This window comes from Ruegeria sp. BJ3, assembly GCF_056535665.1.
On the sequence record NZ_JBQFIT010000002.1, the window covers coordinates 198,861 to 219,333 of the forward strand.

Sequence of the window (20,473 nt, forward strand, 5' to 3'; positions counted from 1 at the left end):
ATCGTGACCGCAAAACTCCTGAATTGACGAGCGAGCCCAAGTGGATACTGTCGGCGGGCTGAAACCGGAGGCCCCATGACCCCAACCGCCCGTCTGCTCAACCCGGTGCTGATCGTCGGATGCGTGATCATTACGGTCAGCTTCGCCGTGCGCGCCTCGTTCGGCGTGTTTCAGATTCCGATCGCCGAGGAGTTCGGCTGGCTGCGCACCGATTTCTCGCTGGCCATCGCGATCCAGAACCTGGCCTGGGGCATCGGCCAGCCGATCTTTGCCGCCATCGCCGAAAAGATGGGCGATCGGCGGGCGATCATTCTGGGCGCGTTGACCTATGCGGCAGGGATGGTTCTGTCGGCCTGGTCCGTCACGCCCTTCGGGCACCAACTCTATGCCTGGTTGGTCGGCTTCGGTATCGCGGGCACGGGCTTCGGCGTGGTGCTAGCGGTGGTCGGGCGGGCCGCGACGGATCAGAACCGCTCGATGTCACTGGCGATCGTGACGGCAGCGGGCAGCTTCGGGCAGGTGATCGGCGCGCCCACGGCCGAATGGCTGCTGACATTCCTGCCTTGGCAGCAGGTGTTCATCATCTTCGCCATTGCCATTTTGGCCCTTGTGCTGACGCTGCCTTTCATGCGCGCACCCGCGCAGGTCAGCAAGGCCGAATTGGAAGAAAGCATGGGCCAGATCCTGGGCCGCGCCTTCCGCGACCCGTCCTATGCGCTGATATTCCTGGGTTTTTTCAGCTGCGGCTATCAACTCGGTTTCATCACCGCGCACTTCCCGGCCTTCGTGACCGAGATGTGCGGGCCGATACAACCCGGCGGTGTCCTGCATGCGATGGGCATCACAACAACGTCTGCTTTGGGTGCGCTGGCGATCTCGCTGATCGGGCTCGCCAATATCGGAGGCACCCTGCTGGCCGGGTGGGCGGGCAATCACTTCCCCAAGAAATACCTTCTGGCGGCGGTTTATACCGGGCGCACGATCGCGGCCGCAGCGTTCATCCTGTTTCCTATCACGCCTCTGACCGTGATCCTGTTCTCGCTGGTCATGGGGTCACTATGGCTGGCGACGATCCCGTTGACCTCGGGCCTCGTCGCGCATCTTTACGGCTTGCGCTACATGGGCACGCTGTATGGCATCATATTCTTCAGCCATCAGGTCGGCAGTTTCCTGGGCATCTGGCTGGGCGGCCGCATGTATGACCTTTATGGCGACTATACCGTGGTCTGGTGGATCGGCGTGGCCATCGGCGCCTTCAGCGCGATCGTGCACCTGCCGATCCGCGAAAACCGCCCGGCGCAGCCCGCTGCCGCCTAGGATCAGGCGGCCTCGTCCAAGGAGAGCAGACCTTCGGCCACCAGCCTTTCGGCCCAGCCCTTCGGGCCGTCGAAATGGTGGGTCTGCCATCCACGGCCACGGGCGGTTTCGATATTGTCGATCCGGTCGTCGGTGAACAGCAGCGTCTCGGGCGGCAGGCCGCAATCCTGTTCGACCATCTGGTAGATCGGGGCATGCGGTTTCACCATCTTCATCCGCCCCGAGACATAGTGCCGGTCGAACTCTTTCAGGAACGGATAGACGGTGGTGGCATAGTCGAAATTCTGCACCCCGAAATTGGTCAGCGCAAAGACTGGCACGCCCTTGGCCCGCAGCGCGCGCTGCAGCCGGACCGAATGCGGGATCTCGGGCGCGGCCAGTTCGATCCAGTTGTCGTGCCACATGCGGATCTCATTGCGCCAATCGGGGTATTTCTCGGCCCAGGCATAGATCGTGTCGGTGAAGTGATGCCCCTGATCGACCAGGTCGTTCATGCCGTGCAGATCGACGGCCGAGAACATGGCGCGGCGCCTGTCCTCGCCGATCACACGGTCATAATACCGCTCGGGCTGCCATTCGATCAGAACGTTGCCGATGTCAAAAACAACCGCTTCTACGGGCATGGGGGTTCCTGTTCGCTTGTGTTGCGTTTGGGGCTGACTGAACCAACCCGCCGAGCGGGATGCAAGGCCAAACTCAGCCGCGCAGGGCGGCGCGCATCTCACGCTCGAGCGCGTCCAGAAACCGCGATCGGTCGGCCTTGGAAAACGGTTTGCCACCGCCCCCGGCGCCCAGCGGATTGGCGGCGCGCAGATCCGCCATCAGATCGCGCATCGCCAGTTGCTGACCGATATTGGCAGCGGTGAAGGCCTCGCCATTGGGGCGCAGCACCCGCGCGCCGGCCTGGACGCATTTGGCGGCTAACGGGATGTCCGAGGTGATGACGATGTCGCCCGCGTCGCACCGCTCGGCGATCCACTTGTCGGCTTCGTCAGCGCCTTGCGCCACGGTCACGATCTGAACCAGCGGGTTGGCCGACGGGCGCAGCCCGCCATTCGCCACCACCACCATCGGCACCTTGTGCCGCGTGGCGACGCGTTCGGCCTCGGCCTTCACCGGGCAGGCGTCGCCATCGACATACAGGGTCGTCACGCCTGCTTGGCCTTCTTGGGCGCCAACTTTGCTGGCTCGGGGGCATCGGATTTGCGCACCTTGAACTCGTCCGGGATCGGCATCCGGTTGAAGGCGTCGAGCCCGGCAATCTTGTAGGCCTCGGCCAGGGTCGGATAGTTGAAGGTGTTCTGCACGAAATAGTCCACCGTGCCCTTCAGGTTCAGCACCGCCTGGGCGATGTGGATCAACTCGGTCGCGCCTTCGCCGACGATCTGCACGCCCAGCACCCGGCGGGTTTTCAGCGAGAACAGCATCTTCAGCATCCCGTGCTCGAGCCCCATGATATGCCCGCGCGAGGTCTCGCGGAACCGGGCCACGCCCACCTCATAGGGAATGCCGCGTTCCTGCAGCTCTTCCTCGGACATGCCGCAGGTCGAGATCTCGGGCACCGAATAGATGCCATAGGGAAACCAAGGGCTTTCTGGCAGGGTAGGGGTCTCAAGCGCGTGGCAGGCCGCAACGCGTCCCTGCTGCATCGAGGTCGAGGCCAGCGACGGATGCCCGATCACGTCCCCGGTGGCATAGATATGCGGCACCGAGGTCTGATAGGTCTTGCGGTCCACCGAAATGCGGTTGCGGTGGTCGGTTTCGATCCCAACCGCACCCAGATTCAGCGCCGAGGTGTTGCCCATGCGGCCCGCCGCGAACAGCAGCATCTCGGCCCGGACATGGCGGCCGTTTGACATGGTGATCTCGACATGCTTGCCGGCATCCTCGATCTTTTCCACGGCCGAGCCCAGGCGCAGGTCCACTCCGTTTTCGCGGATCTGGTGGGTGAATTCCTGGATCAGGGTCTTGTCGATGAAATCCAGAAAGGTCTCGCGCGGCTCAATCAGCGTCACCCGCACATCCAGCGCCGAGAACATCGTGGCATACTCGACCCCGATCACACCCGCGCCGATCACGCAGAGCGAGCGCGGGATCTCGGCCATTTCCAGGAACTCGTCCCCGTCGACGATGGTCTTGCCGTTGAAGGGCACGTAATCGGGGCGATAGGTTTTGGTCCCGGTCGAGATCAGGAATTTCGCGGCCGTCAGGCGGGTGGTGTCGCCCGCATCGGCTGTGACCTCGATCTCGTGCGGGCCGACAAAGCGGGCTACGCCGTCCATGGTTTCAACGTGGTTACGGTTGAACTGGTGTTCCAGAACGTCAACCTCGTAATCCAGCGTCATGTGCAGCCGGGCCTTGAGGTCCTCGGCGCGGATCTGATCCTTGACCCGGTACGAACGGCCGTAAAAGCTGCGCTCGCGCCAGCCCGACAGGTTCAGCACCGTTTCGCGGAGTGTCTTCGACGGGATCGTGCCCGTGTGCACCGATACGCCGCCCAACCGGTCACGGCGGTCAACCACCAGAACCTTGCGTTTCAGCTTGCCCGCCTGAATCGCCGCCGCGCGGCCCGATGGGCCCGAGCCGATGATGATCAGGTCATAGTCGTATTTGCTCATCCCTCAGTCTCCGTACAGGGCTTCGGCGTGGAAGGTGACGTGGTCCTCCATGAAGGTGGACACGAAGAAGTAGGAATGGTCATAGCCGGGCTGCAACCGGTTCGTGGCCTGCTGGCGGCGTTCGGCGATGGCCTGGGCCAGAGCCTCGGGGCGCAGCAGGTCGATGAACTGGTCGTTGGTGCCGGTGTCGATCAGGATCGGGCCGTCAAAGCCCTTTTCCTTCATCATCAGCGTCGCATCATGTTTGGCCCAGGCGGCCGGGTCGTCGCCCAGGTAGGCGCCCAGTTGCTTGCGGCCCCAGTCGCTGGCCGTGGGGTTCGAGATCGGCGCAAAGGCCGAGACCGAACGGAACCTGCCCGGCAGGTTCATCGCCAGCGTCAGCGCGCCGTGGCCGCCCATCGAATGGCCGGTGATGGCCTGCCGGTCGCCGTCGATGGCGAAGTTTTCGACCAGCAGCGCGGGTAGTTCGTCAGCCACATAGTCCCACATGTTGAAATGCGGCGCCCACGGTGATTGCGTGGCGTTGACGTAGAACCCGGCGCCCTGGCCCAGGTCGTAATCCTCATGATCGGCGACCCCTTCGCCACGCGGCGAGGTGTCAGGAAACACCAGCGCGATGCCCTGTTCGGCGGCCCAGCCCTGCGCGCCCGCCTTGACCATCGCGTTTTCATGGGTGCAGGTCAGGCCCGACAGATACCACAGGACCGGAACCGGGCCGTCCTTGGCCTCGGCCGGCAGGAACAGGCCAAAGGTCATGTCGCACTGGCACGCCGCCGAGGCGTGGCGGTACACGCCCTGCACGCCACCGAAACAGGCGTTTTCGGAAAGGGTTTCCATCTGGCATCATCCTTACGTTGGGTTCGTGCCATGGCTAACGGGCGAAGGCCCCGGCGTAAAGTCCGGGCACCAATGTTCGCACGCATTTTGAAGTCGCCGCGTCAGAATGCGGCAACCCACGCGATGACCACCGGCACGGTCAGAATGCTGACAATGGTCGACAGTAGAATGGCGGCAGATGCCCGGTGCGGCGCCACGCCATAGTGGGCCGCCAGCATGTAGACATTGCCGGCCACAGGCAGGGCGGCGGCGGAGATAGCCACCGCCGCGGCAAAAGGATCAGTCTGCAGCAGCCACAGCAGCACCACAGCCACACAGGCCGGATGCACGGCAAGTTTGCAAAAGCTGAGCCAGAGCGCGATCTGAACCCGCTCGGCCGATTTGCTGGCCAGCGAGGCGCCGATGGCGAACAGCGCCCCCGGCGTGGCGGCGCCGCCCAGAATGGTCAGAAAATCGTTCAACGGGTCAGGCACCGGCATCTGCAGGGCCGACCAGATCAACCCAGCCGATATCGAGACGATCATCGGGTTCTTCAGCAAACCAAGGCCGATCAGGCGCAAAGTTCCGGCACTCAGCCGACCATCCCGCCCGCCGTTGATCAGGATCACGATCAGAGAGGAAAACACCACCAGATCGACCGTCAGAACCAGCATGACCGGCCCGATGGCGGATTCGGAAAACAGCAGGGCCAACATCGGCAGACCCAGAAAGCCCACATTTCCGATAGCGGCGCATTGCGCCTCGACCGCCGCGGTGGGGATGTCGAGCCCGCGCAGATAGGCGACCAACGTGGCCAGCGCGTATACGCCGGCGGTGCCGATCAGATAGCCCAGCATCAGCCGCGCGTTGAAGATCTCGGCAAAGGGCAGCGTGGCGGCAAAGCGGAACAGCATCGCCGACAACGCGAAATAGAACACGAACTTGGTCAGATAGGCCGTGGCGTCTTCGGTGAAGAACCGGCTGCGCCCGGCCCAGTATCCCAGGCCGATGATCGCAAAGAAGGGCAGGGTGCGCAGAAAGATATCGACCATGCGCAGATTGGTAACATAGAATTACCACATCGCAAGCAGGGTCATCACCCGCTGCCGATCAAAATCCCGGCTGCCAGCACCAGCGATCCGCCCAGAACGACCTGAAAAGCCGCACGGAAGAACGGAGTTTCCATATAGCGGTTCTGAATCCACGCGATCGCCCACAATTCGAAAAACACCACGATGAAGGCAATGATCGTGGCCGTCCAGAATTCCGGGATCAGATAGGGTAGGGCGTGGCCCAATCCGCCGACCGTGGTCATCACCCCGGACGCCAAACCCCGCTTGACCGGTGATCCACGGCCCGACAGCTCGCCATCGTCCGATGCCGCTTCGGTGAAGCCCATGGAAATGCCCGCGCCCACTGACGCTGCAAGGCCCACAAGAAAGGTCGTCCAAGGGTCGTGCGTGGCAAAGGCCGTCGCGAAGATCGGCGCCAAGGTCGACACTGACCCGTCCATCAGCCCGGCCAATCCCGGCTGGACCCAGGTCAAGATGAATTGCCGGTGCGAAATCACCTTTTCAGCTTCTTTTTCATCGTGATCCAGGTGAGCTTCTTCCAATTCGGCGGCCGCGGCTTGATGTCCCGCTTCGGCCGCAGCCAGGTCGCCCAGAAGTTTGCGTGTTGCTGCATCGGTCGTACGACCAGCAGCCGCCAGATAGAAGCGTTCCGCGTCGCGCTCCATCATCTCGGCTTCTTCGCGGATTCGCTCGATTCCGAGATTCTCGACCAGCCAGATCGGACGGCGGGCGTAGTAACCGGCGACATGCTCGCGCCGGATCAGAGGGATCACCGGGCCGAACCGATCCTCGTGCAGACCGATCAGGCGACGGCGGTGCTCGTCTTCCTCGGCAGCCATGCCATCGAAGATTTTGGCTGTCGCCGGATAGTCGGGGCGCAGCATTTCGGCATATGACCTATAGATCCGCGCGTCGTCTTCCTCGGACGAAATCGCTAGCGCAATAACTTCCTGCTCGGTCAGATCTCTGAAGTGTTTGCGCTGAGTGAAAAACCGCATTGCCACCCTCGTTTTAGAATTATTCTAATCTACGCTGCGTAACGGAACTTTCAAGCCGAATTGAAAACCGTTGAAACTGAACTGACTGGTTTATAGATTTGTCGCAGCACCCAGCCAAGGAGACACCATGACCCAAGCCGCCACCATCGTGCGTACTGGACGGAAATTCGACCAGGTTCTGAACGGCGCCCGAGAGGTTTTCATGGCGGATGGGTTCGAAGGCGCAAGCGTCGATGATATCGCGCGCGCGGCGGGTGTGTCGAAGGCGACGCTCTACAGCTATTTCCCGGACAAACGACTTCTGTTTTCCGAGGTGGCGCAGACCGAGTGTTGCCGCATGGCTGAAAACGTGCTGGCCATGATCGACGAAACCAAACCGGTACGCGAGGCGTTGATGATCACCGCCACGCATTTGACTCGGTTTCTGGTATCGGATTTTGCGCAGCAGGTGTTCCGCATCTGCGTAGCCGAGCGTGACAGGTTCCCGGAACTGGGCAAGGCGTTCTACGAGGCCGGCCCCGCCAACGGTCAGCGCCAGATGGCCGAGTATCTGGAAAAAGCCGTGGCCAAAGGTGAACTGGCGATTGACGACGTGCATTTTGCCGCCGAGCAGTTCTCGGAATTGTGCAAGGTGCGCCTGTGGACACTCGCGGCTTTGGGGATCCAAACCCGGTTCTCGGACGAGGAAATCGAGGAAGTGGCCACCAACGCCGTTGACATGTTCATGGCGCGCTACGGCACCTGACGGATCGGCTCAGCCCGACAGTCCAACCAGCGCCACGCCCCCCGCCATCAGGATGGCGGCCCCCAGCCTGCGCACCCAATAGCCTTCGTGCAGGAAGACGAACCCGATCAGGGCCGCAAAAATCACTGAGGTTTCCCGCAACGCCGAGACCGCCCCCAGCGGCGCGAAATTCTTGGCATACAGCACCAGCCCATAAGCCAGCATCGACACGAAGCCGCCCAGGATGCCGATCGCCCAGGTGCGGGCCGGGAGTTGTGTCAGAACCTGCCGCCGTCGAAGACCCACAAAGCCGGCGATGAACAGGTGCAGAAACGCCCCCCAAGCCCAGTAGCTGAGCGTGTTTCCAGACAGCCGCACTCCGATGCCGTCCACAACCGAATAGACCGAGATGCAAAGTCCGGTACCCACCGCAAACCCCAGCGCTGCGCCGCCGACGCCTTGCCGGAGCGAGCTCCAACTGCTGAGCTGGATGCCGACCGCAATCAGACCGATGCCGATCCAGGCTTGCAGGGGCAGAACCTCATCCAGCAAAAGATAGGCCCAAAGCGCCACTAGCGCCGGAACGATGCCCCGGGCGATCGGGTAGACGACGCTGAGGTCGCCATGCTGATAGGCTTTGCCCAGCATGAAGTAATAACCGAAATGCACGACGGTGGACAAAAGGATGTAGACAAAGCTGTCGCTGCCCGGAAAGGGCAGCACAAGGATCATGACGCTGGCTGGGATCACATGCCCGAAGGCCACAAGCCCCAGCGTCGTCGTCCGGTCGCCCGCGGTTTTGACGATGGCGTTCCAGACGGCGTGCAGGATGGCAGCCGACAGAATGATCGCGACGACGAATGAGCTCACCGGCGGTCCTCAGGTGATGGGGCGGCCCCTAGAAGGATCGGCCCGGCTGCAACTTTCTCGCACCGGGCTATCGCTAGGACAGCTTCGGTGGTCGAATCCGGTTACATCGAATTGCCTTGCAGGCGCAAGGTTCCAAATTCTGGAACCGGAAACGCCCATAGTCGTGTTGAGGGTCTTACGCCGTTACACGTCGTCCGGCGCCGATGCCGGCGATCTTGTCCAACAGGTCGATGATTTCACTCGTTCCGCTGCCGCTCCGCAGGTTGGTGAATACGAATGGTCGATCGCCGCGCATCCGGGCCGCATCGCGCTGCATCACCGACAGGTCCGCTCCGACATGCGGAGCAAGGTCGATCTTGTTGATGATCAGGATTTCTGAACGGGTGATCGCGGGGCCACCCTTGCGGGGGATCTCTTCGCCCGCGGCCACGTCGATCACATAGATCGTCACATCCGCCAGTTCCGGGCTGAAGGTGGCCGACAGGTTGTCACCGCCAGATTCGATCAGAACGATCTCGACCTCGGGGTGACGGCGCACCATCTCGGCCACCGCGGCCAGATTGATCGAGGCATCCTCGCGGATCGCCGTATGCGGGCAACCTCCGGTTTCCACGCCGATCACCCGGTCCTGCGGCAGGATCTGCATGCGCATCAGCGCCTCGGCGTCTTCCTGCGTGTAGATGTCATTGGTGATCACCCCGATCGAGTGGGTGTCGCGCAGCGCGCGGGCGAGGGCGGCGGTCAGGCTGGTCTTGCCCGCACCGACCGGGCCGCCGATGCCCACCCGCAGAGGGCCGTTCATGCTGCTCATGTGCGGAATATCCTTGGTTGTTGAGTTTCATGTTGCATGGCCGCGATCTCGGCCAGAAAGGCGGTGCCGGACAGGGCGGACAGATCGGCCTCCACCGCCGCGTGCGCCTGATGTGCGCACAAGGGCGCCATGTCTCGGACCACCCCTTGCGCAGCGGTCTGGCCCAGGGGCATCAGCCGCTGCGCGGCCGAAACAAGATTGCTGATGAACGCATGCAAATACAGCCGCGCGGTCGGTTCCACCGGCAAACCGGCGTGGCGCGCGGCGCAGCCGACGGCGACGGGATAAGTCAGATCCGCCAGCTTGATGTCCCAGACCGCTGCCGTCACACCGCAGAAGGCAGCGCCCTGTTGCGCGGTCTCGAACCTGCGCTCGAAGGGGCCGGAGAAGGCGCGGGCCATATCGTCAAGTTCGGCCACGGCGAGCTCGGATTTCGCGCGCCAAGCGGCGGTCAGAAACAGGGCATCCGACCATCCCGCACCGTGTTCCAGCACGTCGTGCAGCCAATCCCGCAGGCTGGCCGCATCGTGCACCGCGCCCGATCGAACCAAGCGTTCCAGCCCGTGCGAATAGGCAAAAGCCCCGACCGGGTAGGCGGGTGACAGCCATTGCGTCAGCGTCAGAAGATCAAGGTCAGTGGCTGTGGCCATGCGTCCGTCCGTGCCCATAGGCACCGCCTTCGGGGCTGAAGGGCGCGCGGATGTCCAGGACCGTCGCGCCAAGCTTCAACAGCATGTCGCGGATCACGTGGTCGCGGCGGATCACCAGCCGGTCGGGCTCGATCTGGCAGGGGGTGTGACGGTTGCCAATATGCCAGGCCAGCCGGGTCAGATCGGGGCCGGTGACGGCGAACAGGTCCTCTTCTGCGGCGACCACCTCGATCAGGCGACCATCGGCCAGCTCGAACGCGTCCCCCCCGTCCAGCGAGGTCGTCTGCGACAGATCCACCAAGAATTCTTCGTTCTGGGCGGTGCGCAGCATTCGGCGGCGCAGAAAGCGGTCTTCGTAGTTCAACATCACGGTGCCATGGGTTTCGTCCCACTGACCGTTGCGGCGGATTTTCTGTGATGTGGCAAGCATCGGAGGCATCCCTTTTCAGAACAGGAAATAGCGTTGCGCCATGGGCAGGGTTTCGGCGGGTTGGCAGGTGAGCAATTCGCCGTCGGCGCGCACCTCGTAGGTTTCGGGGTTCACCTCGATCTCGGGCAGCGCATCGTTCAGCCGCAGGTCGCGTTTGCCGATCGCGCGGGTGTTGCGCACGGCGACGGTCTGCTTGGCAAGGCCCAGACGCGCAGCGATGCCGTCCTCTTGGGCGGCTTCCGACACGAAGGTGACCGCGCCCCGTTCGACCGAGCGGCCATAGGCCCCCCACATCGGCCGCGAATAGACCGGCTGAGGCGTGGGGATCGAAGCGTTCGGGTCGCCCATCTGCGCACAGGCGATGGTGCCGCCCAGCAGCACCATCTCGGGCTTCACGCCGAAAAAGGCGGGATTCCACAGCACCAGATCAGCGCGTTTGCCCTCCTCGATGCTGCCGATATGGGTGCCAAGCCCGTGCGCGATGGCCGGATTGATCGTGTATTTCGCTATATAACGGCGCACGCGGAAGTTGTCGTTTTCGCCCGTCTCCTCAAGCAGGCGCCCACGTTGTTTCTTCATCTTGTCGGCGGTCTGCCAGGTGCGGATCAGCACCTCGCCCACGCGGCCCATCGCCTGGCTGTCGGACGCGATGATGCTGAACGCGCCCATGTCGTGCAGAATGTCCTCGGCCGCAATGGTCTCGCGCCGGATGCGGCTTTCAGCAAAGGCCACGTCCTCGGGGATGGATTTGTCGAGGTGATGGCAGACCATCAGCATGTCCAGATGCTCTTCGACCGTGTTCACGGTAAAGGGCCGGGTCGGGTTGGTCGACGATGGCAGCACATGCCCTTCGCCGCAGATCTTGATGATGTCGGGAGCGTGGCCGCCGCCCGCGCCTTCGGTGTGGAAAGCGTGGATCGTGCGGCCTTTCATGGCGGCCACGGTGTTTTCGACGAACCCGCTTTCGTTCAGCGTATCGGTGTGGATCATCACCTGCACGTCCATCTCGTCGGCCACCGACAGGCAGCAATCGATGGCCGCCGGGGTGGTGCCCCAGTCCTCGTGCAGTTTCAGGGCGCAGGCCCCGGCCAGGACCTGTTCGCGCAGAGCGGCCGGCTGCGAGGCGTTGCCCTTGCCCGCAAAGGCCAAGTTCATCGGAAAGGCATCGGCCGCCTGCAGCATGCGCCCGATATGCCAAGGGCCGGGCGTGCAGGTAGTGGCCAGCGTGCCATGCGCCGGGCCGGTGCCGCCACCCAGCATGGTGGTCAGGCCGGAATGCAGCGCATCCTCGATCTGTTGCGGGCAAATGAAATGGATGTGACTGTCGAACCCGCCGGCGGTCAGGATGCGGCCCTCGCCGGCGATGGCCTCGGTGCCGGGACCGACGATGATATCCACGCCGGGCTGCGTGTCGGGGTTGCCCGCCTTGCCGATCCGGGCGATGCGCCCATCCTTGAGGCCCACATCCGCCTTGTAGATGCCCGTCCAGTCAACGATCAGCGCATTGGTGATGACGGTGTCCACCGCCCCTTCGGCGCGGGTAGCCTGAGACTGACCCATGCCGTCGCGGATCACCTTGCCGCCGCCGAACTTGACCTCTTCGCCATAGGTGGTCAGGTCGCGCTCGACCTCGACGATCAGGTCGGTATCCGCCAGCCGCACCTTGTCGCCCGTGGTAGGGCCGTACATGGCGGCATAGTCGGAACGTTCAATCCGGGCTGGCATCAGAGGTCTCCCATGACTGCGCCGTTGAACCCGAAGACGCGCCGCGCGCCGCTGATCGGGATCAGCTGCACCTCGCGCCTTTGCCCGGGTTCAAACCGCACGGCGGTTCCGGCGGCGATGTCCAGCCGCATGCCGTGGACGGCGGCCCGGTCGAAATCCAGCGCCGGATTGGTTTCGGCGAAATGATAGTGCGAGCCCACCTGCACGGGCCGGTCGCCGGTATTGGCCACCATCAGGGTGATCGCCGTCGCGCCCGCGTTCAGCTCGATCTCGCCGGGGGCGGTGATGACCTCTCCGGGGATCATTTGCGTGCCTTCAGCCAGAATGCGACGCCGCCGATCGCCAGCAGCAGGACCAGCACCAGCCAGGTGCCTGAGTCATGCGGGTGCAGGTGCGGCCCGTCATGCGCCAGCGCGGGCGCGGCCATCAGGGCGAAGGGCAGGGAAGCCAGGTTTCTCATCGTCATCTCCTTCAGCGGATGGGGTTGTGAACGGTGACCAGCTTGGTGCCGTCGGGGAACGTCGCCTCAACCTGCACCTCGTGGATCATCTCGGGGATGCCGTCCATGCACTGATCGCGGGTGATGACCTGCGCGCCGGCCTCCATCATGTCGGCGACCGAGCGGCCGTCGCGGGCACCCTCGACCACGGCATCGGTGATCAGCGCGATGGCCTCGGGGTAGTTCAGGCGCACGCCTCGGGCCAGGCGCTTGCGCGCCACCTCTGCGGCCATGGCAATCAGCAGTTTGTCTTTTTCACGCGGCGAGAGTTGCATGTCAGATCATCCAGGGTCTTGGCAGGGAATTGCGGGTCAGCCGGTTCAGTAACGGCACAAGGGTCTGGCGCAGCGTGAAACCGTCGGGCGCCAGCAGGCGCATCAACAGCATGTCGTCACCCACAAGGCTGACGCCGCCGGTGTCAGGCAAGGCCGCGCGGATCGGGTCCAGATGCGCGGCGGCATCCGGGCGGATCAGTATCAGGCTGCTGAGCGCGCCTGCGCCGTCGCCAACGCCCGGCCGGGCCACTTCCGCCGCCAGATCACCGGTCAGACGCAGCGCGTCCAGATGGGCCAACCGGCCCGCGCGCCAGATTTCGATGCGGTCTTGGAAGTGGGCCGCAGTAATCCGCTCGCCCATCGCGGCGCGTCCGAAGATCAGCGATTCCACCAGCAGCACGCCGGCATCGGGGGCCAGATCGACACGCAGGCGGCGGTCGATCGCGCAACCATCGAACAGGATCGTTTCCTGCGGTAGCCAGTTCAACTGGCCGCCTGCCGCAACGGTCAGATCTGTCCGAATCCGGCCCGGAGTTGCTCCGGACGCGCGGTAGGCGCGCTCGGCGGCCTGCGTGGTCAGGGTCAGATGTGCATTTCCTTGAGCGGTGGCGGAAAGGTCAAAATTGTCTCCGCCGGTGACGCCGCCGGCGGTATTGACCAGAACGGCCTGCATGTCAGCGCCATCGCGCCGAGGAAACAGCAGCTTCAGCGACCCCTGCTGGCGCAGGTCCTGCAACTCGGTCCGGCCCGCGCGGCCAATCACGGACACAACACCCCGCCCGACGGCTCGGGGGGGCGCGGCGATCGCTTGCGCGGGAGTTATTGCGGACAAAGAGGTTATTGGAAGCTCCGGGCGAGAGGACTGTCGGATGCGAAAGCACCACAGCCTTTTCCTCGAGTCAGCGCAGCCCGGCAGAGGCAATTGAGTCAGAATACTTGTCCGCCCGCTTTATGGGCATTATTACCCCCATCGCCCGAAAAATAGGCATCACACCAATGCGTGTGATGATCCGGCTCTCGGCTCCAAACCAAAAGAAAAGGGCGGCCAGTTTGGCCGCCCGATCCGATGTCTGTCGCCGGTCAGAGCGTGATGCGGAAGGCCGCGAAGCCGTCGGCCCCGTCGCCTGCATCTTCCAGCGCCAACCCTTTGACGTCGCTGATGTAATCACGCGCCTTGGGGCCGGTTTCGAATAGAACGGTGGTGTCGCCCAGCGGTGCGAAGGACCAGTTGCCGTCGGCCTTGGGGTCGATCGTGCCCTGTTCGACGATATAGCGCACGATCACGTCGCGGTTGGTGTCGGGGGCCTCGAAAACGATGGTGTCGCCCATCGCGCCCGGGAACGATCCGCCGCCCGAAGCGCGGTAGTTGTTGGTGGCGATGATGAACTCCATGTCGTCGGTCACCGGGGCACCGTTGAACTGCAGGTTCACGATGCGCGCCGCGTCTGGGTTGACCTCTTCGCCTTTCGGGCCAAAGCGCGAGGGCTGAGACAGGTCGATCTGATAGGTCACACCGTCGATCACGTCGAAATTGTAGGAGGGGAATTCGGGGTTCAGCAGCAGCGCATCCTTGGCGCCCGGCTCGATCTGGTTGAACATCCCGGCCGAACGCTCCAGCCAGCCGCGCAATTGCGCGCCGTTCACGCGAACCGCGCGCACGGTGTTGGGATAGAGATACAGATCGGCCACGTTCTTGATCGCCACATCGCCCACCGGCACGTCGGTATAGTATTCCGGGCCACCCCGGCCACCGGCCTTGAACGGCGCGGCCGCCGACAGGATCGGCAGGCCTTCATGCTCGGTGCCTTTCAGCATCTCTTGGACATACCATTTCTGCGCGATCGACACGATCTGGACCGACGGATCATCGGCCACCAGCGCGAAATAGCTGTGCAGCGGGGCCGAGGTCTTGCCCACCGCGCGGCGCACATAGGCCAGTGTTTCTTCGTGATCCTGCGCGACCGAGGCCAGCACTTTGGGGTCGTCCTCGACCAGCGCGGTGATCGAGCGGTCTTCGTTGCGCTTCGAAATCGGCCGCGCCTCGGAGGTGGTAGTGACCACGCGCCATTCGTTGCCGTCGCGTTCCAGCAGCAGGTCGAGCACGCCCAGATGCGACCCCCAGAACCCGCCCATGACGGCCGGCTTGCCCATCAGCGTGCCTTTGTCCACGTCAACGCCCGCACGGTCGGCGAAGGTGGGCGAGGGGAAGACCAGGTGGTTGTGCCCGGTCACCAGCGCGTCGATGCCATCGACCCCGCCCAGCGGAACCGAGGCGTTCTCCATCCCGTCCGCGTGATCGGCCGCGCCGATGCCCGAGTGCGACAGGGCCAGGATCAGATCGCAGCCTTGCTCTTTCATCTCGGGCACATAGGCCTTGGCGGTCTCGACGATGTCGCGGGCCTGCACGTTGCCTTCCAGGTGGCGGCGGTCCCAGTTCATGATCTGCGGCGGGGTGAAGCCGATGACGCCGATGCGGATCGGCTGCTTGCTGCCATCGCCCAACTCGATCTCGCGGTCGAGAATGACATAGGGCTGCACCAGCGTCTTGTCCGCGCGCGGGTTGGCGCCCTGTTCCTTGGCGATATTGGCCAGCACGATCGGGAACTGCGCCCCGGCCAGCGATTTTTCCAGAAAGCTCAGGCCATAGTTGAACTCGTGGTTACCCAGCGTCGCGGCATCATAGCCCAACGTGTTGAACGCATTGATGATCGGGTGGGTGTCGCCATCGTTCATGCCACGCTCGTAAGCGATGTAGTCGCCCATCGGGTTGCCCTGAAGAAAGTCGCCATTGTCGACCAGCATCGAGTTGGTGGCCTCGGCCCGGATCTGGTTGATGATCGAGGCCGCGCGCGACAGCCCCACCGTATCGCGCGGCTTGTCGGCGTAGTAGTCGTAGGGAAAGACGTGAACGTGAATGTCGGTCGTTTCCATGATCCGCAGATGCGCCTGATTGCTTGCGGCGGCGGCGGAGAACGGGTGCAGGGAAACCATGGCGACGCCGGCCGTGGTGGTGGCCAGGAATTGACGCCGCGACATCGCGAATTTGCTGGATAGGGTCATGAGGCACCTCTCGAAATAAATTGGTCGACGCATCATCTGAACGTTTATGACGACAATGATGTGACAGCGCGATCCGAGGGGATCACCCGGCGCACCGATGGTTCAGACTGACCGCTTTTGACACCCGAGTAAAGCGTCCACCCGGCCATCGACCCGCGCTTGGGCCGTGCGGCGCCCAAGGTGCTGTTGTGCGGGCCCGGGCTGGGGAGCCCGGGCCGCGGCCTCAGTCCTTTTTCACGTCACCGGCAAACCGCGCGGCGTTTTCCCGCGCAAAGGCGCTGGCATCAGCCGAAGCATCCCAGAACTGGGGATTGGCCTTGGGAATGGTCAGCGCCTTCTGCACTGCGGGCCGGGCATCAATGCGGTCGAACCATGCGTTCAGATGCGGAAGGTCATCGACCTGAACCCGCGCCCAGACATAGGCCCGCGCCCACGGGTACAGCATCATGTCCGCGATCGTGTATTCGCCCGCCGCGATCCAGTCGCGCCCATTCAGGCGATCATTCATCACCTCCATCAGGCGGCGGCTTTCGTTCACGTAGCGGCGGATCGAGAACGGCTCGGTATGGCCATTGGGTGCAGCAATATGCTGGAAATACATGGCCTGGCCCATCATCGGACCCACATGCCCAACCTGGAACAGCATCCACTGCATCACCTCGGACTGTTGCACGGGGTCTGAGGGCAGAAACTGACCGTATTTCTGCGCGAGGTGCCACAGGATCGCGCCGCTTTCGAAAATCGCACGACCTTCGGCCCGGTCCTCGATCACCGGGATCTTGCCGTTGGGGTTCAGCGACAAGAACGCCGGCGTCTTTTGTTCCTGCTTGGAAAAGTCGATGGGGGTCAGGTCGTAGGCCACGCCTGCCTCTTCCAGAAAGATCACCGGCTTGTAGCCATTCATTGTGGCCGCGGTGTAGAGGTGAATGTCAGGCCGCGACATGCGCGATTTCCTCGAAATGCTGCTTCAGATGCGCGTCGAACCGCTGGAAATCCTGCTCGATCCGGGGGTTCTTCATCACGTCGAAAGCCGCGAAGGTGGGCAGGGGCTGCATCGCCAGAAACTTGGCGTTCAGGTGCATGGGCCACAGCAGGTCATCGACGCTGGCCCCTGCAAAGAACGGCTCGGCGGTGTTGTCGAACGCCTCGCTCGGGGCGTTGAAGGTCACCGACAGCATGTATTTCGTTCCGTGCAGCAGGCCACCGGTGCCGTAGTTGGCCTTGGGCGCCTCGGCGGTCCGGCCGTCGCCGGCCAGCAACCGGCCGTCCATGCCCGCGGTATAGACCTCGTCGATGTATTTATTGAACACCCACGGTACACCCATCCAGTTCACCGGAAACTGCATGATGACCACATCCGCCCAGACATGGGCGTCGATCTCGGCATTGATGTCGTACCCTTCGGCAACCGTGGTCACGCGCACCTCGTGGCCCATACCGGCCAGTGCGTCCTGCGCCCGTTGCACCAGCGACGCATTCAGGCGGCCAGGTGCGAATTCATAAGGCTGCGTACCGTTCACGATCAGGATCTTGTTCATGTCCATATCCTTGGTTTTGAAACTGCTTGCCCCTTGACTTCGGTTGGGGTGAAACCGAACTTGAGAACGGTAGTGATGAAATGCAACCAGTTTACTTTTTGTAACCTGAAACTGGACTGGAGTAGGCGATGCGTGCCCGTATCGAACAGGACGACCAAGGCAAGCGGCAAGCGGTGGACGCGTGCCGCGAACCATGCCCCATCGAGCGCGGCATGCGGATCATCGGTGGCAAGTGGACCGGGTCGATCCTATGGCACCTCAAAGACGAGCCAGTGCGCTTCAATGACCTGTCGCGGATGATCGGCGGCGCCAGCAAAAAAATGATTGCCGAACGCCTGCGCCAATTGGAGCAACAGGGCCTGGTACTCCGCCAAGTGCTCGAAACCTCACCGGTTTCAGTGCAGTACTCCGTGACCGAACGTGGACGCACCGCGCTGGGTTTTCTGGACGAGCTGCGGAAGTGGAGCGAGACCTTGCCGGATACGCGCGCCTGATCCGTCAGCGGTCCTTCTGCAGCGGCCCCGTGGTTTCCCGTGCGATGAACCGGGCTGAAACTTCGGACACGATTACCGGCATATCAGGGTCTTTTATCCTGTCCAGCAGAGTGCGCGCGAGCTTGCGGCCCAACCGCTTTGGCGAAACCGCCATGGTACTGAGCGCGGGAATTGCGACCGAGGCATCCTCGGTATCGTCAAATCCAACAATCGAAACATCCCGCCCCGGCTGCAACCCAGCCCGCATCAAACCGAAACACGCCCCCAAAGCGACCATGTCCCCATTGCAGACCACCGCCGTGACCTCTGGATGGGCGTCATGCAATTTCAGCATCTCCTGCATACCCGCACGCTTGGTGTCAGGTGAGGGCCAGATGATCGGCGGACCCAAAGACAAGTCCTGCAGCGTACGCTGGTACCCGGATATGCGCTGCTTTCGAACGGGGTTCATGCCAATACCGCCGAAAAATGCTATGTGTCGATGCCCAAGATCTGCCAAGTGATTTGTCGCGGTCGCGGTCGCCTCGGCATTTCTGATGCCCACATGATCAAAATCGGGGCTGACATGGCGCAGAAAGGTCACCGTCGGCAAACCATGCGTGCGCAAAAGTTGAAGGGTTTCTGCCGTGGTCTCCAGCGCAGGCACCCACAGCAGGCCGCCGCGCCCATTGCGGATGAAATCCCGCAATTGCTTGCCCTGCCGGTCCGCGTCGTCGCGCGTGTCCAGGATCGAAACCAGATACCCCTCGGCCTCCAACAGTTCGACCGCTCCGCTGACGACTTCGGCGTTGAACGGGTTTGCGAACTGGTTCAGAACGAACCCGATTTCCCTGTTCTCGCCCGATCGCATCGACGCCGCGCGCGAGTCAGTGACATAGTGCAGGTCCTCGGCCGCCTGCAGCACTTTCTTGCGGGTCTGCTCGGAAATCCGCCCGGTGCCGCGCATCACCTGACTGACCGTCGGGATCGAGACTCCGGCGGCTTTGGCGACACTGGCGAGGGTGGGTTTGGCGGGCATTTCTCGGACTTCTGATATATCGTTGCATCATCAAAATGCCCAACCCACATGGGTATTGCAACGAGCAATTCCTACGAACTTCAAAACTTTGGGCCAACCGATTGGAAAAAATTCGTTGACGCAAGATATATCGTTATATCATGCTAACGGCATCGCCTGGGGTGAGTCGCCGCACGACACGCACAGCAAACCGACCCCGCCGGGCAGAACGGGCAAAAGGCCCAATCGAAACTCTGGGAGGAGTCCATGTCAATTCAATCCAAGCTGGTCGGTGCCGCATCCGGCCTTGTTCTGGCCCTGGTCACAAACGTGGCGCAGGCGGAGGTTCTGTTCTGGTCGACGCAGGCCAAGCCGGTCGAAGAGGCGCAGGCCATGCGCGAGCAGGTTCTTTCAGCCTTCGAGGGTGGCGTGGACTACCAGCCCAATGACGGCGGCCCCTGGCTGACGCGTCTGCAGGCCGAATTGCAGGCCGGTTCGGGCACGATCGGCGTTCTGGGCGCGCTGCATGGCGACTTCTCGGCCATGAACCCCGATGATCTGGTCGACCTGAATGATCTGGGCATCGCCTCGGCCTCGGACACGTTCAACGAACTGGCGACCCTGGGAGCAGGCAGCCTGCAATACATCCCCTGGATGCAAGCCAGCTATATCATGGCGGCCAACAAAGAGGCGCTGCAGTACCTGCCCGAAGGCGCAGACATCAATGCGCTGACCTATGACCAGCTGATCGAATGGGCCGCCAACGCGCATGAGGCTGCCGGCGAGCCGAAATTCGGCTTCCCGGCCGGGCCCAAGGGCCTGAAGCACCGCTTCTTCCAGGGCTATCTGTACCCGTCCTATACGAACGGCGTGGTGCGGACCTTTGCGAGCGACGATGCCGTGACCGCGTGGGAAAAATTCCGCGAGCTGTGGACGCATACCAACCCGGCCTCGACCAACTTCTCGTTCATGCAGGAACAGCTGTTGTCGGGCGATGCCTGGATCGTGTTCGACCACACCTCGCGTCTGGCGCAGGCCTTCAACGAGCGGCCTGATGACTTCGTGGCCTTCCCGGCCCCGGCGGGCCCGACCGGGCGCGGCTTCATGCCGGTACTGGCTGGGGTTGCGATCCCCCGGACGGCCCCCGACATGGAAGCCTCGAAGGCTCTGGTCGCCTATATGATGAAGCCGGAAACCCAGATCGCCACACTGCGCGCGACGAACTTCTTCCCGGTCGTCGCGGTTGACCTGCCCGCCGACCTGCCGCCGGCCGTCAAGGCCGCGGGCGACGCGGTCGCCAAGATGAGTGGCTCGGCTGATGCCAACCCTGGTCTGCTACCCGCGGGACTGGGCGACAAGGGCGGTGACTTCAACCGTGTTTATACCGACGCGTTCGAGCGGATCGTGCTGGGCGGTCAGGACATCCGCACCGTGCTGGACGATCAGAAAGGCGCATTGGAGGCGATCATGCAGGAGACCGGCGCGCCCTGCTGGGCTCCGGATGCGCCTTCGGACGGTCCATGCCCCGTCGAATAAGGGTCTGACCTGATCCCGACACCGGGCTTGACGCAGGCCCGG

The 20,473-nt window shown here is 63.0% G+C and carries 23 protein-coding genes; 4 read left to right on the plus strand and 19 right to left on the minus strand.

Annotation, left to right across the window (positions count from 1 at the left end):
* Window positions 1–75 precede the first annotated feature (75 nt).
* On the plus strand, window positions 76–1,317 hold the full coding sequence (locus ACR3EL_RS18305; RefSeq protein ID WP_170341520.1) for an MFS transporter: 1,242 nt from the start codon (window positions 76–78) through the stop codon (window positions 1,315–1,317).
* A 2-nt stretch (window positions 1,318–1,319) separates the two neighbouring features.
* On the opposite strand, the gene ACR3EL_RS18310 is transcribed toward ACR3EL_RS18305, so the two are convergent.
* The 6 genes from ACR3EL_RS18310 to mbfA form a co-directional block, all read right to left on the minus strand.
* Window positions 1,320–1,940, minus strand: coding sequence for an HAD family hydrolase (locus tag ACR3EL_RS18310; RefSeq protein WP_170341522.1), 621 nt, complete (start codon window positions 1,938–1,940; stop codon window positions 1,320–1,322).
* A 73-nt stretch (window positions 1,941–2,013) separates the two neighbouring features.
* Window positions 2,014–2,469 carry a YaiI/YqxD family protein gene (locus ACR3EL_RS18315; RefSeq protein WP_170341524.1) on the minus strand — a complete coding sequence of 152 codons (456 nt, stop codon included), beginning with the start codon at window positions 2,467–2,469 and terminating at the stop codon, window positions 2,014–2,016.
* Window positions 2,466–3,935 (minus strand): Si-specific NAD(P)(+) transhydrogenase, encoded by a 1,470-nt coding sequence (gene sthA, locus ACR3EL_RS18320; RefSeq protein WP_093963338.1) that lies wholly within the window; start codon window positions 3,933–3,935, stop codon window positions 2,466–2,468. The genes ACR3EL_RS18315 and sthA overlap by 4 nt, the downstream gene beginning before the upstream one ends.
* A 3-nt stretch (window positions 3,936–3,938) precedes the next feature.
* Window positions 3,939–4,772 (minus strand): S-formylglutathione hydrolase, encoded by an 834-nt coding sequence (gene fghA, locus ACR3EL_RS18325; RefSeq protein ID WP_170369306.1) that lies wholly within the window; start codon window positions 4,770–4,772, stop codon window positions 3,939–3,941.
* Window positions 4,773–4,873: 101 nt separating this feature from the next.
* Window positions 4,874–5,803, minus strand: a complete 930-nt coding sequence (locus ACR3EL_RS18330; RefSeq protein ID WP_170341529.1) for an AEC family transporter — start codon at window positions 5,801–5,803, stop codon at window positions 4,874–4,876.
* 44 nt (window positions 5,804–5,847) lie between these two features.
* Entirely contained in the window at window positions 5,848–6,822 is a 975-nt protein-coding gene (gene mbfA / locus ACR3EL_RS18335; RefSeq protein WP_093963335.1) for an iron exporter MbfA, read from the minus strand.
* A 127-nt stretch (window positions 6,823–6,949) separates the two neighbouring features.
* Between mbfA and ACR3EL_RS18340 the strand changes: the two genes are divergently transcribed.
* Window positions 6,950–7,567, plus strand: coding sequence for a TetR/AcrR family transcriptional regulator (locus ACR3EL_RS18340; protein ID WP_170341531.1), 618 nt, complete (start codon window positions 6,950–6,952; stop codon window positions 7,565–7,567).
* 9 nt (window positions 7,568–7,576) lie between these two features.
* Here the strand turns inward: ACR3EL_RS18340 and ACR3EL_RS18345 are convergent, their stop codons facing one another.
* The 12 genes from ACR3EL_RS18345 to ACR3EL_RS18400 all read right to left on the minus strand — a co-directional run bounded on the left by ACR3EL_RS18345 (window position 7,577) and on the right by ACR3EL_RS18400 (window position 17,404).
* Window positions 7,577–8,416 carry an EamA family transporter gene (locus tag ACR3EL_RS18345; protein ID WP_170341533.1) on the minus strand — a complete coding sequence of 280 codons (840 nt, stop codon included), beginning with the start codon at window positions 8,414–8,416 and terminating at the stop codon, window positions 7,577–7,579.
* A 175-nt stretch (window positions 8,417–8,591) separates the two neighbouring features.
* Window positions 8,592–9,227, minus strand: coding sequence for an urease accessory protein UreG (gene ureG, locus ACR3EL_RS18350; RefSeq protein ID WP_170341535.1), 636 nt, complete (start codon window positions 9,225–9,227; stop codon window positions 8,592–8,594).
* Entirely contained in the window at window positions 9,224–9,877 is a 654-nt protein-coding gene (locus ACR3EL_RS18355; protein ID WP_480722525.1) for an urease accessory protein UreF, read from the minus strand. Before ACR3EL_RS18355 ends, ureG begins: the two co-directional genes overlap by 4 nt.
* A complete protein-coding gene (locus ACR3EL_RS18360; protein WP_480722527.1) occupies window positions 9,861–10,307 on the minus strand; it encodes an urease accessory protein UreE in 447 nt (148 codons plus the stop codon). The genes ACR3EL_RS18355 and ACR3EL_RS18360 overlap by 17 nt, the downstream gene beginning before the upstream one ends.
* Window positions 10,308–10,322: 15 nt before the next feature.
* On the minus strand, window positions 10,323–12,032 hold the full coding sequence (gene ureC / locus ACR3EL_RS18365; protein WP_480722529.1) for an urease subunit alpha: 1,710 nt from the start codon (window positions 12,030–12,032) through the stop codon (window positions 10,323–10,325).
* Window positions 12,032–12,337, minus strand: a complete 306-nt coding sequence (locus ACR3EL_RS18370) for an urease subunit beta (protein ID WP_480722531.1) — start codon at window positions 12,335–12,337, stop codon at window positions 12,032–12,034. Before ACR3EL_RS18370 ends, ureC begins: the two co-directional genes overlap by 1 nt.
* A complete protein-coding gene (locus ACR3EL_RS18375; RefSeq protein WP_170341545.1) occupies window positions 12,334–12,492 on the minus strand; it encodes a hypothetical protein in 159 nt (52 codons plus the stop codon). Before ACR3EL_RS18375 ends, ACR3EL_RS18370 begins: the two co-directional genes overlap by 4 nt.
* An 11-nt stretch (window positions 12,493–12,503) precedes the next feature.
* Window positions 12,504–12,806: an urease subunit gamma gene (locus ACR3EL_RS18380; RefSeq protein WP_005976933.1), complete on the minus strand. Its 303-nt coding sequence runs from the start codon at window positions 12,804–12,806 to the stop codon at window positions 12,504–12,506.
* A 1-nt stretch (window position 12,807) separates the two neighbouring features.
* Entirely contained in the window at window positions 12,808–13,575 is a 768-nt protein-coding gene (locus ACR3EL_RS18385; protein ID WP_315901699.1) for an urease accessory protein UreD, read from the minus strand.
* A 311-nt stretch (window positions 13,576–13,886) separates the two neighbouring features.
* A complete protein-coding gene (locus tag ACR3EL_RS18390; RefSeq protein ID WP_437342519.1) occupies window positions 13,887–15,866 on the minus strand; it encodes a bifunctional 2',3'-cyclic-nucleotide 2'-phosphodiesterase/3'-nucleotidase in 1,980 nt (659 codons plus the stop codon).
* A gap of 223 nt (window positions 15,867–16,089) precedes the next feature.
* On the minus strand, window positions 16,090–16,809 hold the full coding sequence (locus ACR3EL_RS18395; RefSeq protein ID WP_170341546.1) for a glutathione S-transferase family protein: 720 nt from the start codon (window positions 16,807–16,809) through the stop codon (window positions 16,090–16,092).
* Complete coding sequence (locus tag ACR3EL_RS18400) at window positions 16,796–17,404, minus strand: NAD(P)H-dependent oxidoreductase (protein WP_170341547.1); 609 nt, start codon at window positions 17,402–17,404, stop codon at window positions 16,796–16,798. Before ACR3EL_RS18400 ends, ACR3EL_RS18395 begins: the two co-directional genes overlap by 14 nt.
* A 128-nt stretch (window positions 17,405–17,532) precedes the next feature.
* On the opposite strand from ACR3EL_RS18400, the gene ACR3EL_RS18405 reads away from it, so the two are divergent.
* Window positions 17,533–17,898, plus strand: coding sequence for a winged helix-turn-helix transcriptional regulator (locus ACR3EL_RS18405; RefSeq protein WP_170341548.1), 366 nt, complete (start codon window positions 17,533–17,535; stop codon window positions 17,896–17,898).
* A gap of 4 nt (window positions 17,899–17,902) precedes the next feature.
* On the opposite strand, the gene ACR3EL_RS18410 is transcribed toward ACR3EL_RS18405, so the two are convergent.
* A complete protein-coding gene (locus tag ACR3EL_RS18410; RefSeq protein ID WP_170341549.1) occupies window positions 17,903–18,916 on the minus strand; it encodes a LacI family DNA-binding transcriptional regulator in 1,014 nt (337 codons plus the stop codon).
* A gap of 246 nt (window positions 18,917–19,162) precedes the next feature.
* On the opposite strand from ACR3EL_RS18410, the gene ACR3EL_RS18415 reads away from it, so the two are divergent.
* Complete coding sequence (locus ACR3EL_RS18415; RefSeq protein WP_480722538.1) at window positions 19,163–20,431, plus strand: ABC transporter substrate-binding protein; 1,269 nt, start codon at window positions 19,163–19,165, stop codon at window positions 20,429–20,431.
* Window positions 20,432–20,473: the final 42 nt, after the last annotated feature.

Bases quoted from the DNA above. Each gene is read 5' to 3' on its own strand.
- ACR3EL_RS18375 (WP_170341545.1), bottom strand. From the start codon at position 12,492: ATGAGAAACCTGGCTTCCCTGCCCTTCGCCCTGATGGCCGCGCCCGCG.
- ACR3EL_RS18405 (WP_170341548.1), top strand. From the start codon at position 17,533: ATGCGTGCCCGTATCGAACAGGACGACCAAGGCAAGCGGCAAGCGGTG.
- ACR3EL_RS18305 (WP_170341520.1), top strand. From the start codon at position 76: ATGACCCCAACCGCCCGTCTGCTCAACCCGGTGCTGATCGTCGGATGC.
- fghA (WP_170369306.1), bottom strand. From the start codon at position 4,772: ATGGAAACCCTTTCCGAAAACGCCTGTTTCGGTGGCGTGCAGGGCGTG.
- ureC (WP_480722529.1), bottom strand. From the start codon at position 12,032: ATGCCAGCCCGGATTGAACGTTCCGACTATGCCGCCATGTACGGCCCT.
- ACR3EL_RS18400 (WP_170341547.1), bottom strand. From the start codon at position 17,404: ATGAACAAGATCCTGATCGTGAACGGTACGCAGCCTTATGAATTCGCA.
- ACR3EL_RS18330 (WP_170341529.1), bottom strand. From the start codon at position 5,803: ATGGTCGATATCTTTCTGCGCACCCTGCCCTTCTTTGCGATCATCGGC.
- mbfA (WP_093963335.1), bottom strand. From the start codon at position 6,822: ATGCGGTTTTTCACTCAGCGCAAACACTTCAGAGATCTGACCGAGCAG.
- ACR3EL_RS18370 (WP_480722531.1), bottom strand. From the start codon at position 12,337: ATGATCCCCGGAGAGGTCATCACCGCCCCCGGCGAGATCGAGCTGAAC.
- ACR3EL_RS18310 (WP_170341522.1), bottom strand. From the start codon at position 1,940: ATGCCCGTAGAAGCGGTTGTTTTTGACATCGGCAACGTTCTGATCGAA.
- ACR3EL_RS18410 (WP_170341549.1), bottom strand. From the start codon at position 18,916: ATGCCCGCCAAACCCACCCTCGCCAGTGTCGCCAAAGCCGCCGGAGTC.
- ACR3EL_RS18415 (WP_480722538.1), top strand. From the start codon at position 19,163: ATGTCAATTCAATCCAAGCTGGTCGGTGCCGCATCCGGCCTTGTTCTG.
- ACR3EL_RS18360 (WP_480722527.1), bottom strand. From the start codon at position 10,307: ATGCTTGCCACATCACAGAAAATCCGCCGCAACGGTCAGTGGGACGAA.
- ACR3EL_RS18390 (WP_437342519.1), bottom strand. From the start codon at position 15,866: ATGACCCTATCCAGCAAATTCGCGATGTCGCGGCGTCAATTCCTGGCC.
- sthA (WP_093963338.1), bottom strand. From the start codon at position 3,935: ATGAGCAAATACGACTATGACCTGATCATCATCGGCTCGGGCCCATCG.
- ACR3EL_RS18395 (WP_170341546.1), bottom strand. From the start codon at position 16,809: ATGTCGCGGCCTGACATTCACCTCTACACCGCGGCCACAATGAATGGC.
- ACR3EL_RS18340 (WP_170341531.1), top strand. From the start codon at position 6,950: ATGACCCAAGCCGCCACCATCGTGCGTACTGGACGGAAATTCGACCAG.
- ureG (WP_170341535.1), bottom strand. From the start codon at position 9,227: ATGAGCAGCATGAACGGCCCTCTGCGGGTGGGCATCGGCGGCCCGGTC.
- ACR3EL_RS18380 (WP_005976933.1), bottom strand. From the start codon at position 12,806: ATGCAACTCTCGCCGCGTGAAAAAGACAAACTGCTGATTGCCATGGCC.
- ACR3EL_RS18355 (WP_480722525.1), bottom strand. From the start codon at position 9,877: ATGGCCACAGCCACTGACCTTGATCTTCTGACGCTGACGCAATGGCTG.